At 71.2% G+C, this 13,592-nt stretch carries 12 protein-coding genes and 1 pseudogene; 7 read left to right on the plus strand and 6 right to left on the minus strand.

Annotated features, from left to right (window positions below; genetic code table 11):
- The 4 genes from PSH25_RS27980 to PSH25_RS27995 form a co-directional block, all read right to left on the minus strand.
- On the minus strand, nt 1–124 hold a 124-nt coding region (locus PSH25_RS27980), incomplete at its 3' end, for a CoA transferase (protein ID WP_238661928.1).
- Nucleotides 121–2,286 carry a 3-hydroxyacyl-CoA dehydrogenase NAD-binding domain-containing protein gene (locus PSH25_RS27985; RefSeq protein WP_238661883.1) on the minus strand — a complete coding sequence of 722 codons (2,166 nt, stop codon included), beginning with the start codon at nt 2,284–2,286 and terminating at the stop codon, nt 121–123. The genes PSH25_RS27985 and PSH25_RS27980, both read right to left, overlap by 4 nt.
- A gap of 14 nt (nt 2,287–2,300) precedes the next feature.
- The gene (locus tag PSH25_RS27990; RefSeq protein ID WP_238661884.1) at nt 2,301–3,515 is read right to left on the minus strand and encodes an acetyl-CoA C-acetyltransferase; all 1,215 of its coding nucleotides are present in this window, start codon (nt 3,513–3,515) and stop codon (nt 2,301–2,303) included.
- Complete coding sequence (locus tag PSH25_RS27995) at nt 3,505–4,671, minus strand: acyl-CoA dehydrogenase family protein (RefSeq protein WP_238661885.1); 1,167 nt, start codon at nt 4,669–4,671, stop codon at nt 3,505–3,507. The genes PSH25_RS27990 and PSH25_RS27995 overlap by 11 nt, the downstream gene beginning before the upstream one ends.
- Before the next feature lie 340 nt (nt 4,672–5,011).
- Here PSH25_RS27995 and PSH25_RS28000 point away from each other — a divergent pair, with 340 nt between their 5' ends.
- Complete coding sequence (locus tag PSH25_RS28000) at nt 5,012–5,674, plus strand: TetR/AcrR family transcriptional regulator (protein WP_238661886.1); 663 nt, start codon at nt 5,012–5,014, stop codon at nt 5,672–5,674.
- A gap of 40 nt (nt 5,675–5,714) precedes the next feature.
- Here the strand turns inward: PSH25_RS28000 and PSH25_RS28005 are convergent, their stop codons facing one another.
- Nucleotides 5,715–6,104 (minus strand): hypothetical protein, encoded by a 390-nt coding sequence (locus PSH25_RS28005; RefSeq protein ID WP_238661887.1) that lies wholly within the window; start codon nt 6,102–6,104, stop codon nt 5,715–5,717.
- A gap of 69 nt (nt 6,105–6,173) precedes the next feature.
- Between PSH25_RS28005 and PSH25_RS33770 the strand changes: the two are divergent.
- Nucleotides 6,174–6,239, plus strand: a pseudogene (locus tag PSH25_RS33770) (MarR family transcriptional regulator); the annotation flags it as partial.
- A 37-nt stretch (nt 6,240–6,276) separates the two neighbouring features.
- On the opposite strand, the gene PSH25_RS28015 reads toward PSH25_RS33770, so the two are convergent.
- The gene (locus PSH25_RS28015) at nt 6,277–7,152 is read right to left on the minus strand and encodes a zf-HC2 domain-containing protein (RefSeq protein ID WP_238661888.1); all 876 of its coding nucleotides are present in this window, start codon (nt 7,150–7,152) and stop codon (nt 6,277–6,279) included.
- A 72-nt stretch (nt 7,153–7,224) separates the two neighbouring features.
- Between PSH25_RS28015 and PSH25_RS28020 the strand changes: the two genes are divergently transcribed.
- The 5 genes from PSH25_RS28020 (at nt 7,225) to PSH25_RS28040 (ending at nt 13,546) form a co-directional block, all read left to right on the plus strand.
- The gene (locus tag PSH25_RS28020) at nt 7,225–8,265 is read left to right on the plus strand and encodes a TRM11 family SAM-dependent methyltransferase (RefSeq protein WP_238661889.1); all 1,041 of its coding nucleotides are present in this window, start codon (nt 7,225–7,227) and stop codon (nt 8,263–8,265) included.
- Nucleotides 8,266–8,704: 439 nt separating this feature from the next.
- Nucleotides 8,705–8,794, plus strand: a complete 90-nt coding sequence (kdpF, locus tag PSH25_RS28025) for a K(+)-transporting ATPase subunit F (protein ID WP_036390805.1) — start codon at nt 8,705–8,707, stop codon at nt 8,792–8,794.
- The gene (gene kdpA, locus PSH25_RS28030; protein WP_238661890.1) at nt 8,794–10,449 is read left to right on the plus strand and encodes a potassium-transporting ATPase subunit KdpA; all 1,656 of its coding nucleotides are present in this window, start codon (nt 8,794–8,796) and stop codon (nt 10,447–10,449) included. The genes kdpF and kdpA overlap by 1 nt, the downstream gene beginning before the upstream one ends.
- 20 nt (nt 10,450–10,469) lie before the next feature.
- Entirely contained in the window at nt 10,470–12,665 is a 2,196-nt protein-coding gene (gene kdpB / locus PSH25_RS28035; RefSeq protein WP_238661891.1) for a potassium-transporting ATPase subunit KdpB, read from the plus strand.
- A complete protein-coding gene (locus tag PSH25_RS28040) occupies nt 12,665–13,546 on the plus strand; it encodes a potassium-transporting ATPase subunit C (protein WP_238661892.1) in 882 nt (293 codons plus the stop codon). The genes kdpB and PSH25_RS28040 overlap by 1 nt, the downstream gene beginning before the upstream one ends.
- Nucleotides 13,547–13,592 lie beyond the last annotated feature (46 nt).

A 13,592-nucleotide genomic window follows, 5' to 3' on the forward strand; every position in this document is an offset into this window, starting at 1 on the left:
GGTCCACCCGCACCACGTCCGCGCCGACGTCGGCGAGCACCATGCAGCCGAACGGCGCAGGCGCGAGGCTGGCCAGCTCGACCACCCGTATCCCGGCCAGCGGCCCGCCGCGAGCCGCCGTCACGCGACGCCCACCGGCTCGGCGGGGCGGTCGGCCGAGGTGGCGAGCCGGTCGACCAGGTCGGCGGGGGGCGTGAACCGCTCGCCGTAGCGGTCGGCCAACTCGGTGGCCCGGGCCGCGAAACCGGCCGGGCCGCCCGCGTACTGCCGGACGTAGCGGATCACCCCTCCCGTCCAGGCCGGGAAGCCGATGCCGAAGATCGAGCCGATGTTGGCGTCGGCCTCGGTGCGCAGCACCCCCTCGTCGAGGCAGTGCAGCGCGTCCAGCGCCTCGGCGAAGAGCATCCGCTCCTGGAGGTCGGTGAACGGCACCGCCCGACCCGTCTCGGTGGTCAGGTCGGCGAGGCCGGGCCACAGCCGGCCCCGGGTGCCGTCGTCGTAGGAGTAGAAGCCGCGTCCGGCGGCCCGCCCCGGCCGGTCGTACGCGTCGACCAGCTCGTCCACCAGGCGGTGCGCCGGCAGGGGCCGAAACTCCTCGCTGACCGCCTCGAACTGGCGGCGGATCCGCTGGATCAGCGTGAGACTCACCTCGTCGGCCAGCGCCAGCGGCCCGGTCGGGTAGCCGGCCTGGAGGGCGGCCTGCTCCACCGACGCGGCGGGGACACCCTCGGCGACCATGCCGACCGCCTCGTCGATGAACCGGCCGATCACCCGGCTGGTGAAGAAGCCCCGGCCGTCGTTGACCACGATCGGGGTCTTGCCGATCCGTCGGCCCAGGTCGAACGCCCGAGCCAGCGCCACGTCCCCGGTCCGCTCGCCCACCACGATCTCCAGCAACGGCATCCGGTCCACAGGCGAGAAGAAGTGCATGCCGATGAAGTCCGCCGGCCGGTCCACGCCGGCGGCCAGCCCGGTGATCGGCAGGGTGGAGGTGTTGGAGGCGAGCAGCGCGTCGGGCGCCAACACGGGCAGCACCTCGGCGAAGACCTGCTGTTTCAGCGCCGGGTCCTCGAAGACCGCCTCGATGACCGCGTCGCAGCCGGCCAGCGCGTCCACCCGGTCGGTGGTGGTGATCCGGTCCAGCACGGCGCGGGCGTCCGCCTCGGTCGCGCGGCCCTTGCGTACCCTGCGGGCCAGCAACCGCTCGGCGTGCTCCCGGGCCCGCCCGGCGGCCTCCGGTGTGACGTCCTTGACCACGACGTCCAGCCCGGCGCTGGCGCAGGCGTACGCGATGCCCGCGCCCATCATGCCGGCCCCGAGCACCGCCACCCGGCGTACCGGTGCGGCGTCCACATCGGCCGGTCGGCCCGCGCCACCGTTGACGGCCTTCAGGTCGAAGAAGAACGCGCGGATCATGTTCTTGGCGACCTGCCCGGTGAGCAGACCGATCAGGTGCCGGGTCTCCACGGTCAGGGCGGTCTCCAGGTCGACCTGTGCGCCCTCGACGGCGGCGGCCAGGATCGCCTCGGGTGCGGGTAGCCGGGCGCCCTTGAGCTGCTTGCGCAGCGTCGCCGGGAACGCGGGGAGCTGGGCCGCCAGCGAGCGGCTGGCCGGGGTGCCGCCCGGCATCCGGTAGTTCGGTCGGTCCCACGGTTGTGCCGGGCGCGGGTTCGCCGCGATCCAGGCCCGGGCGTGCTCCAGCAGCTCCGTCGGCGTGGCGACCACCTCGTCGACCAGCCCGGCGGACAGGGCGTCGGCCGGGCGCATCCGCCGGCCGGTGAGCAGCACGGTGGTCAGCGCGCCGGCCAGGCCGAGCATCCGTACCGTCCGGGTGACACCGCCCGCCCCGGGCAGCAGACCCAGGGTCACCTCGGGCAGCCCGAGCCGGCTGCCGGGCGCGTCCAGCGCGATCCGGTGGTGGCAGGCGAGCGCGATCTCCAGGCCACCGCCGAGCGCCGAGCCGTTGACCGCGGCGACCACCGGCCGGCCCAGCGTCTCCAACCGACGCAGGTCCCGTTTGATGGTGCCGAGCAGGTCGGCCAGGTCGGGCGCGTCGGCCCGGCTGGCCCGGATCATCTCGGGCAGGTCGCCGCCGGCGAAGAAGGTCGACTTCGCGCTGGTCACGATCACACCGACGAGATCGGGCTCGGCCTCCAGTCGGTCGAGTACCGCGCTCATCGAGGCGGCGTACGCCCGGTTCATGGTGTTGGCGGACTGGGTCGGGTCGTCCAGGGTGAGCGTGACGATGCCGTCGGCGCCGCGGTCGTACCGGATGGTGTTGGTCATGGTCGTCCTCCGGGTCAGCAGCGCTCGAGAACGGTGGCGACGCCCATGCCGCCGCCGATGCAGAGGGTCACCACGGCGCGGCGCAGGTCGCGGCGCTCCAACTCGTCCAACGCCGTACCGAGCAGCATCGCTCCGGTCGCGCCGAGCGGGTGGCCGAGCGCGATCGCGCCACCGTTGACGTTCACCCGGTCCGGGTCGAGGCCCAGGTCACGGACGTACTTGAGCACCACCGCGGCGAACGCCTCGTTGATCTCGAACAGGTCGATGTCGTCGAGGGTCAACCCGGCGACGGCGAGCGCCTTGTGGGTGGCCGGGATCGGGCCGGTCAACATCAGCGTCGGGTCGGCGCCGGTGACCGCCGCGCCGACGATCCGGGCGCGCGGGGTCAGGCCGAGATCCCGACCGACGTCGCCCGAGCCGATCAGCACCAGCGCGGCGCCGTCCACGATGCCTGACGAGTTGCCCGCGTGGTGGACGTGCTCGATCGCCTCCAACCAGTGGAACTTCTGCAACGCCACCGCGTCGAAGCCGGCCGCCTCGCCCATCGTGGCGAAGGACGGGGTGAGCCTGGCCAGCGCCTCCCGGGTGGTCTCCGGGCGCGGGTGCTCGTCGACGGTGAGGATGTCCAGCCCGTTGCCGTCGCGGACCGGCACCACGGAACGGGTGAAGTACCCGCCGGCCCAGGCCTTGGCGGCCCGCTCCTGCGACCGCAGCGCGTAGCCGTCCACGTCGTCGCGGGTGAAGCCCTCCAGGGTGGCGATCAGGTCGGCGCTGACGCCCTGCGGCACGAACGACGTGGCCAGCGCGGTCTGCGGATCGGTGGCCCAGGCCGCGCCGTCGGAGCCCATCGGCACCCGGGACATCGACTCGACCCCGCCGGCGAGCAGCAGATGCTCCCAGCCGGAGCGGATTCGCGCCGCGGCGGAGTTGACCGCCTCCAACCCCGAGGCGCAGAACCGGTTGAGCTGCACCCCGCCCACCTGGTCGGGCAGCCCGGCCAGCAGCGCGGCGGCCCGGGCCAGGTCGCCGCCCTGCTCGCCGACCGGGGTCACGATGCCGAGCAGCAGGTCCTCCAGCCGGCCCACGTCCAGGCCGGGGTTGCGCTCGCGCAACGCGTCGACCAGGCCGACCACCAGGGAGATCGGCTTGACCCCGTGCAGCGCCCCGGTGTCCCGGCCGCGTCCGCGCGGGGTGCGGACCGCGTCATAGACGTACGCCTCAGAGGGCACGGGCGATCAACTCCTTCATGATCTCGTTGGTGCCGCCGTAGATCTTCTGGACGCGGGCGTCGGCGTACATCCGGGCGATCGGGTACTCCGTCGTGTAGCCGTAGCCGCCGAAGAGCTGCAGGCACCGGTCGACGACCTCACACTGACCGTCGGTGAGCCACGACTTCGCCATCGCCGCGGTGGCCACGTCCAGGTCGCCACGCGTGTGTCGGACGATGCAGTCGTCCAGGAAGACCCGGCTGACCCGGGCGCGGGTGGCGCACTCCGCGAGCACCATCCGGGTGTTCTGGTGACCCATCAGGGTCTTGCCGAAGGCGATGCGCTCCTTGGCGTACGCGACGGTCAGCGCGACCGCCCGTTCCATGGCCGCGACCGCGCCGACGCCGATGACCAGCCGTTCCTGCGGGAGCTGCTGCATGAGCTGGATGAAGCCCAGCCCCTCGGCACCGCCGAGCAGGTTGGCCGCCGGCACCCGGAACTCGTCGAAGAACAACTCGGCCGTGTCGTTGGCGTGCAGGCCGATCTTGGACAGCAGCCGACCTCGCCGGAACCCCGCCGGGTCGCCACCCACCTCGCAGACCAGCAGCGAGACGCCGGACGCCCGCTGCTCGGGGTCGGTCTTCACGGCCACGATGACCAGATCGGCCAGACCACCGTTGGTGATGAACGTCTTCGCGCCGGTCACCAGGTAGTCGTCGCCGTCGCGGACCGCCCGGGTCCGCATCGCCTGCAGATCGGAGCCACCGTCCGGCTCGGTCATCGCGATGGCGCCGACCAACTCACCGCTGCACAGGCCGGGCAGCCAGCGCCGCTTCTGCTCCTCGCTGCCGTACGCGACCAGGTAACCGGTCACGATGCCACTGTGGACGGCCAGGCCGAGGCTGCCCTCCCCGGCGTACGCCTGCTCGTGCAGCAGCACCGCCTCGTGGGTGAACCCGCCGCCCCCGCCGCCGTACTCCTCCGGAACGGACAGGCCGAGCAGCCCCAGCTCACCGGCGCGCCGGTAGTGCTCACGGTCCGGATGGCCCTGCGTCAGCAGGCGCTCGGCGTGCGGCAACACCTCCTTGGTGAAGAAGGTGCGGGCCAACTCGGCCAGGTCGTCATGCTCCGGCTCGCGCCAGGATGAGGGGGAGCCGTCGGGCGGGGGTGTCGGCATGTGCATCACCCTCGCGCGCTGTTGGCGGCATGTCAATAAGTCTGATCAGCCGCCGGGCCCAGGCCGTCGGGACGTCCGCGAAAGAGCAGGCCGAGCGAGAACCGGGCGATGAGTGCCACGCCTCCGGCCCTGCTCGACGGAGTTCGCGTCCAGATGTTCGCCAATCTGGGGCGAAGGCAATCGCCAACCGGTGCAACCCGCCACTCCATCCGCGTCGCCCGGGCCTGCGGCGATCACTTGATGCTGAGAAGCTCAGAGACAGCTCTGACGACTACTGAGCATCAAGTGATCAAGGTGAGGAACGGCGGTTGGTCGGTGAGCTGTCGATAGGGTCGGGCAGATGAGTGTCGAGACGGCCCCGCGCCGCCGCCGTTTGGAGCCGGACGCCCGGCGTGGGCAGATCCTGGCCTGCGCGGTCCGGCTGTTCGGCGAGCGCCCGTACGCGGACGTGTCGACCACCGACGTCGCCCGCGAGGCAGGCGTAGCTCGCGGCCTGGTCAACCACTACTTCGGGGCGAAGAAGGACCTCTACCTGGAGGTCGTCCGGGTCATGGTGACCATCCCCGAGGTTGCCCTGGAGCGGCTGCCCAAGGGTGATCTCCGGACCCGGGTCGACGCCAGCGTCACCTGGTTCCTCGACGTGGTGTCCCGGCACAGCACCTCGTGGCTGGCGGCGGTCACCGCCCGGGGGATGGGCGGCGACGCCGACGTGGAGCGGGTGCTCGCCGAGGCCGAGGAGGTCGCCGCGGACCGGATGCTGGTCGCCGTCGGGCTGGCCGGCGAGGCGGAGCACCGCGAGGAGTTGCGCGGGATGGTCCGTGCGTACGGCGGGCTGGCCACGTCGACGGCCCGGGAGTGGCTCCAGCGTGGGGCGTTGACCCGCGCCCAGGTGCACCTGCTGCTCACCACGACCCTGCTGACCATCGTCGAACAGGTCATCCCGCAGGTCCTCGCCGATGACGGTTCGACCCGGCCGGCGCCTGCGCGATCGTTTCGCCGTTGACGGAACCCACGTCTTGCCGGGGCCGCACCAGCGCCGGGCTTCAGGCTGGTGCGGCGGCGGGGGACGATTCGCGGAGGTGAAAAACGATGGCGATGGTCAGGATGACGATGGCGATCGGGTCGAACACCAGCGAGATGAGGTTCATGTCGGCCCGCATGCGGACGTCGACGACGGTCAGGGCGAGAAACACCGACTTGGTGATGATGGCCGTCGCCGCCGCCGGCACTCTGGCTGGCAGGTGGAAGGCTCCCCAGATGACGGCCGCGCCAAGGGCCGCCTGCAGCACACCCCGGTGCTGGAGCAGCGCAGTGGTCATGCGGTCGGGGTCGGCCAATCCATAGCTGCTGGTCAGCAGTTGCGGCCAGAACAGGGCAAGTGCGGGCGTCGCGGTGATCACGCCGACGATGGTGAGGATGACGCGCATCTTCATTCGACTCTCCCAGTGAGGTCGGCTCGCTGATCGTCAGCGTAGCGAGCGAACCGAACTAGACAGACCCCGATGGTCGCGGTCATCGACGAACTTGAGCGCAACGGATACGTCCGGCGCGAGCGCAGCCCTAGCGACCGCCGTAAACAGCTGATCAGGTCGGGGCTGTCGGCGATCAGGCGGCTCGCCGGTCGCCGGCCTGATCGGTACGCGCCGCCGGGGCGGCGTACCGGTCGGCGGCCTGCGCCGGATAGGACTCGGGGCGTACCACCCGCAGTGGCCGGTCCACCTCGTCGGCCCCGAACCGCCAGCGGGACGGTGTGGGCTGCCGCTGCGGTGCTGGCCCGCCGGGGCGCAGGCCGGGCCGGGACAACAGCACGGTGATCAGGTAGCCGACCACCAGGAAGCCGTGGCTGATCAGCCGTTCCCCGCCCACCGATCCGGTGGCCAGGTCGTTGACCGACAGCAGCAGCAGCGTGCCGACGAACGCGCTGAGCATCGGCAACAGCCCGGCGGGTGGGCTGCGGCGCAGTGCCACGAACAGGAAGCCGGCGCCGACGGCCACGTTCCACGCCGCCGACTCGTGCCACAGGTGCTGGCCGGTGGGGTGCAGGTGGTCGGCGGTCGCGCCCCGGCCCACCTGGGCCAGGCCGAGCACCAGTTGCACCGCGCCGAGCAGCCCGAGCGCCGAGCGCAGGCCGACGACGAGCGGGCCACGTCCGAACGCCGCGCGCAGCCCTCCGGCGACCGACCCGGCACGCCCGAACGCCGGGCGCAGGCCGGTGACCAGCCGACCTCGTCCGGTCAGGCGCTGCCACCACCGCTGACGGGCGGGTGCCGCCGCGCTGGCGGCAAGGATCGCCGCCGTCCGGTCGGGCACCTCGACCACCAATCGGGTACGAACCCGACGTGTCACCGCGGCCGCCGCCGTGAACCAGGCCCGACACTCGGCGCACCCGTCGAGGTGCCCCTGCACCGCCGTCAGTTCGGCGGCGGTCTCCTCCCCGTCCAGCTGCGCGGACAGGACCTCCCGCCACTGCTCACACCCCATGTATCGGTAGTCGCTCCGGCGGCCGCTCCGGTTCCCGGCGATCGTGACTGGTTGTGGAATACTCGCCGGATCATGACGCGTTACGGCCTGCTCATCCTGCCCGCCACCAACCGGGTGTACGCCCGCGCCGCCGTCGACCTCACCCGGGCCGAGCTGGAGATCTTCGGCCGCTCGGCGCTGGACGGCCGGATCGGCGAGCTGGACACCGAGGTCGTCGGCGGGGCGTCCTACGTCACCTTCAGTGGCGACGGGCTGACCGAGCGGGACCTGGCCGTCCTGGGCAACCTCTCCGCCGGGTACGCGCTCTTCGAGATCGTCGGCGAGCTGCTGCGGCCGATCGAGTGGAGCCGTCTGGACCGCTACGACGACGACCTGCTCACCATCCAGAAGTACCCGGGCAAGACCAACGAGCAGTTCACCAAGCTGCTGCTCAACGTCACCCTGCTCGCGTCGGACTGGGCCACCGAGATGACCAGCCGCCGGTTCCGGGTGCTCGACCCGCTCTGTGGTCGGGGCACCACCCTGAACCAGGCGCTGATGTACGGCTTCGACGCCGCCGGCATCGAGCGCGACCAGAAGGACGTCGAGGCGTACCGGGCGTTCATCACCACCTGGCTGAAGCAGAAGCGGGTCAAGCACCGGGTGCTGGAGTCGGGGCCGGTGCGGCGGGAGCGCAAGGTGGTCGGCCGACGGGTGCGGATCGAGCTGGCGCCGACCCGCGAGGAGCACAAGGCCGGCCAGACCCAGTTGCTGGACGTGGTCAACGCCGACACCGCCCGGTCGGCGGAGTTCTTCCGCCCGGAGACGGTGGACCTGGTCGTCGCCGACGCGCCGTACGGCGTGCAGCACGGCAGTCGTACCGCTGGGCAGGGGTTGACCCGCGACCCGCTGGCGTTGCTCGCGGACGCCGCGCCGGTCTGGGCCCGGTTGTTGCGCCCCGGCGGTGCGCTCGGGGTCTCCTGGAACACCCACGTCGCCAGCCGGGACGACGCGGCGGCGGCGTTGGCCGACGCCGGCCTGATCGTGGTCGACACCGAGCCCTACCGCGCGCTGCGGCACCGGGTGGACCAGTCGATCATGCGGGACGTGCTGGTGGCCCGCCGCCCGGCCTGACGGCCTCGCACCTCCGCCCTCACCGCACCATGCGCCACCCCGTCCGGGGTTGCGCATGGCCTCTTGCGTGCCTGCGTCCCCTTTGCTCTGCACCCGCGGAGGCACCAGCTACGGACCGTAAGTGTCGCCTCCGCGGGTGCAGAGCAAAGGGCGGACAACTGGCCTTGGTCCGGCGGACCAGCGAGGGTCTGTGCCGCATTTCACCTGTTCAGCGGCCGGGTGTGAAAACCACGTCAAGAAATGGTTCGCCGCCGTCATGGTCGCGTTATGACCCCTGCCGTTCGGCGGGTGGCGGGGCTTTGATTGCCCGGCGCGACCGGAAGGCGGTCGCGACGAACCTTTCCGGCTGAGGAGTCAGCGTGTCTGACGTGGTGTTCGTGATCCTGACGGTGGCGCTGTTCGCAGTGCTCGCCCTGGTGGTCCGGGCGGTGGAGAAGCTGTGAACGCGGTCAACGCCGTCGGTCTGGTGCTCGCGATCGTCCTGGGCGCGTTCCTGGTGTTCGCCCTGCTGTTTCCGGAGCGCTTCTGATGACCATGACAACAGCGGGCGTCATCTTCGTGCTGACGCTGGTGGCGGCCCTCGTCGCCGTCTACAAGCCGTTCGGCGACTACATGTTCCGGGCGGTCTCCGGCACCAAGCAGTCGTGGGGCGAGCGGGGGGTCTACCGCCTGGTCGGGGTCAACCCGGCCGCCGAGCAGACCTGGGGCGTGTACGCCCGCAGCGTGCTGGCGTTCTCCGCGGTCTCGATCCTGTTCCTGTACCTGTTCCAGCGGGTGCAGAACCACCTGTGGCTGTCGCTGGGGTTCGACCCGGTGGTGCCGCACGGCGCGTGGAACACGGCCGTGTCGTTCGTGACCAACACCAACTGGCAGTCGTACTCGGGTGAGTCGACGATGGGCCACCTGGTGCAGATGGCCGGCCTGGCCGTGCAGAACTTCGTCTCGGCGGCGGTCGGCATCGCGGTGGCGGTCGCGCTGGTACGCGGCTTCGCCCGCAGCCGCACCGGGCAGCTCGGTAACTTCTGGGTCGACCTGACCCGGATCACGCTGCGGATCCTGCTGCCGATCGCGGTGCTCGGCGCCATCGCGCTGATGATTGGCGGAGCGGTGCAGAACCTGTCCGCCGGCACCGACGTGAGCACGCTGACCGGCGGCACCCAGACCATCACCGGTGGTCCGGTCGCCAGCCAGGAGGCGATCAAGGAGCTGGGCACCAACGGTGGCGGCTTCTACAACGTCAACAGCGCGCACCCGTTCGAGAACCCCACCACCTGGACGAACTGGCTGCAGATCTTCCTGATCTTCCTGATCCCGTTCAGCCTGCCCCGGGTGTTCGGCCGGATGGTCGGGCAGAACCGGCAGGGCTACGCCATCGCCGCGGTGATGGGCATCCTCGCGTTCCTCAGCGTCGCCATCACCAACATCTTCGAGCTGGCCGGCCACGGCACGGTGCCGCAGGCGGTCGGTGCGGCGATGGAGGGCAAGGAGGTGCGGTTCGACGTGTCGAACTCGGCGACCTTCGCCGCCGCCACCACGCTCACCTCGACCGGTGCGGTGAACTCGTTCCACGACTCGTTCACGTCGCTCGGCGGCATGATGACCATGGTCAACATGATGCTCGGCGAGGTCGCGCCGGGCGGCACCGGTTCCGGTCTGTACGGCCTGCTCATCCTCGCGGTGATCACGGTCTTCGTGGCCGGGCTGATGGTGGGTCGCACTCCGGAGTACCTGGGCAAGAAGATCGGGTCGCGCGAGATCAAGTTCGCCTCGCTCTACTTCCTGATCACGCCGATCCTGGTGCTCGTGGGTACGGCGGCGGCGTTTGCCACCGGCAACAACTCCACGGCGCTCAACGTCGGCCCGCACGGCCTCTCCGAGGTGCTGTATGCGTTCACCTCGGCCAGCAACAACAACGGCTCCGCCTTCGGCGGCATCACCGTCAACACCACCTGGTGGGACACCGCCCTCGGGTTGTGCATGCTGCTGGGCCGGTTCCTGCCGCTCATATTCGTGCTCGCGTTGGCCGGCTCGCTGGCCCGCCAGGCACCCACCCCCGCGTCCGCGGGCACCCTGCCGACCCACCGACCGCTGTTCATCGGCATGGTCGTCGGCGTCACGGTCGTCCTCGTCGCGCTGACCTTCCTGCCCGCGCTCGCGCTCGGCCCGCTGGCAGAGGGGCTCTGACCATCATGAGGAACGAGGACATGTCCGTCACGTCCGCCCCGACAGCGCAACTTCCCGGCACACCCGCCACCCAGGGCAACCGGATCGGCGGGGGCCTGCTCGACCCCAAGCAGTTGATCCGGTCCCTGCCGGACGCGGTTCGCAAGCTCAACCCCGGCACGCTGTGGCGCAACCCGGTGATGCTGATCGTGGAGGTCGGCGCGGCCTTCACCACCGTCCTGGCGGTGACCGACCCGTCGGTGTTCGCCTGGGCGATCACCATCTGGCTCTGGCTGACAGTGGTCTTCGCCAACCTGGCCGAGGCGGTCGCCGAGGGTCGGGGCAAGGCCCAGGCCGCGACCCTGCGGCAGGCGAAGAAGGACACCATCGCCACCCGGCTGATCGACTGGCAGCCGGGCGCACGGGCCAACACCTACCGCGACGAGGCGGTGCCCGCGCCGGACCTGCGTCAGGGCGACGTCGTGCTCGTCGAGGCGGGCGGCATCATCCCCGGCGACGGCGACATCGTCGAGGGCATCGCCAGCGTCGACGAGTCGGCCATCACCGGCGAGTCGGCCCCGGTCATCCGGGAGTCCGGCGGCGACCGCAGCGCGGTCACCGGCGGCACCAAGGTGCTCTCCGACCAGATCATCGTGAAGATCACGCAGAAGCCGGGGGAGAGCTTCATCGACCGGATGATCGCCCTGGTCGAGGGGGCCAACCGGCAGAAGACGCCGAACGAGATCGCGCTGAACATCCTGCTCGCGGCGCTCACGGTCATCTTCCTGCTGGCCGTGGTCACCCTCCAGCCGCTGGCCATCTTCTCCAAGGCGTACCAGGCGGCCGCGCCGAACAGTGGCGCGATCACCGACTCCGGTGTCACCGGCGTGGTGCTGATCTCGCTGCTGGTCTGCCTGATCCCCACCACCATCGGCGCGCTGCTCTCCGCCATCGGCATCGCCGGCATGGACCGGCTGGTGCAACGCAACGTCCTGGCCATGAGCGGCCGGGCCGTCGAGGCGGCCGGTGACGTCAACACCCTGCTGCTGGACAAGACCGGCACCATCACGCTGGGCAACCGGCAGGCCGCCGAGTTCGTACCGGTCGAGGGGGTCGACGCCGCGACGCTGGCCGACGCCGCGCAGCTGTCCAGCCTGACCGACGAGACCCCGGAGGGGCGCTCGGTGGTCGTCCTAGCGAAGAACGAGTTCGGGCTGCGCGAGCGTGAGCCCGGCGTGATGCCGCACGCCACCTTCGTACCGTTCACCGCGCAGACCCGGATGAGCGGCGTCGACCTTACCCCGGACGCCAGCGTGGACGGCGGCGCGGTGGGCACGGCCCGCCGGGTCCGCAAGGGCGCCGCCGCCGCGGTGATGAAGTGGGTACGGGAGAACGGCGGCCACCCGACCGAGCAGGTCGGCGAGATCGTGGACGCGATCAGCGGCACCGGCGGCACCCCGCTTGTCGTCGCCGAGCACGTCGACGGTGCGCCCGCCCGTGCGCTCGGTGTCATCCACCTGAAGGACGTGGTCAAGTCCGGCATGCGCGAGCGGTTCGACGAGATGCGTCGGATGGGCATCCGGACCGTGATGATCACCGGCGACAACCCGCGTACCGCGAAGGCGATCGCCGACGAGGCCGGGGTGGACGACTTCCTGGCCGAGGCGACGCCGGAGGACAAGCTCGCGCTGATCAAGCGGGAGCAGGAGGGTGGCCGGCTGGTCGCGATGACCGGCGACGGCACCAACGACGCGCCGGCGCTGGCTCAGGCCGACGTCGGGGTGGCGATGAACACCGGTACGTCGGCAGCCAGGGAGGCCGGCAACATGGTCGACCTCGACTCCGACCCGACCAAGCTGATCGAGATCGTCGAGATCGGCAAGCAGTTGCTGATCACCCGTGGCGCGCTGACCACGTTCAGCATCGCCAACGACATCGCGAAGTACTTCGCGATCATCCCGGCCATGTTCGCCGGCCTCTACCCGAGCCTGGACGCGCTGAACATCATGCGGCTGTCCAGCCCGGAGTCGGCGATCCTCGCCGCGGTCATCTTCAACGCCCTGGTGATCATCGCGCTGATCCCGCTCGCCCTGCGCGGCGTGCGGTACCGGCCGGCCGCCGCGTCGAAGCTGCTCAGCCGCAACCTGCTGGTGTACGGGCTGGGCGGCATCATCGTGCCGTTCATCGGGATCAAGCTCATCGACCTGCTCATCCAGTTCATCCCGGGGATTTCGTGATGCGTCTACCCACCTGGATTGCCCAACACCTCGCCGCGCTGCGCGCCGTACTCGTCTTCACGGTGCTGCTCGGCCTGGTCTACCCGCTGGCCCTGGTAGCGGTTGGTCAGCTACCCGGCCTCAACCACAAGAGCGACGGCTCGCTGATCTCCTCGGGCGGGACGACGGTCGGCAGCGCGCTGATCGGCCAGTCCTTCACCGACGCGGACGGCAACCCCGTCGCCCGGTACTTCCAGTCCCGCCCCTCCGCCGCCGGCGACGGCTACGACCCGACCTCCACCTCGGCCAGCAACCTGGGCCCGGAGAGCGTGGTCGACACCATCGCCACCGACCCGGAGGAGTCCAGCGAGAGCCTGCTCACCCAGGTGTGCGGGCGCAGCAGGTCCGTCGGCGAGCTGAACGGCGTCGACGGTCGACGCCCGTACTGCACCGCCGACGGGGTGGGTGCCGTGCTCGCGGTCTTCCGCGCCGACGGTCTGACCGGCCCGGTCACCCGGGTGGTCAGCGTCAACCAGGCCGCTCCGGCGACTCCGTTCGTCCCCGATTACCAGGGGGTGGCGGTGGAGCTGGCCCAGCCCGGCGAGGACTACGTGGCCGCCGGTGGGGTCATCACCCCGATCCGGGGCGACGCGCCCGCCGACCCGGCGGTGCCCGCCGACGCGGTCACCGCCAGCGCCAGCGGCCTCGACCCGCAGATCAGCCCGGCGTACGCCGAGTTGCAGGTGAACCGGGTCGCGCGGGAGCGCGGCGCGGACCCGGCGGCGGTCCGCAAGCTGGTCAGGGAGCACACCGACGGGCGTGGGCTGGGCTTCCTGGGTGAACCCGGCGTCAACGTGCTGGAGCTCAACCTCGCCCTCGACAAGCAGTTCGCCGCACGCTGAGCACGCGCGCAGGCGGGGCCGTGCCGACCGGGCGCGGCCCCGCCCG

Origin of the sequence: Micromonospora foliorum (assembly GCF_022229015.1) — a bacterium.
Taxonomy (GTDB): Bacteria; Actinomycetota; Actinomycetes; order Mycobacteriales; family Micromonosporaceae; genus Micromonospora; species Micromonospora foliorum.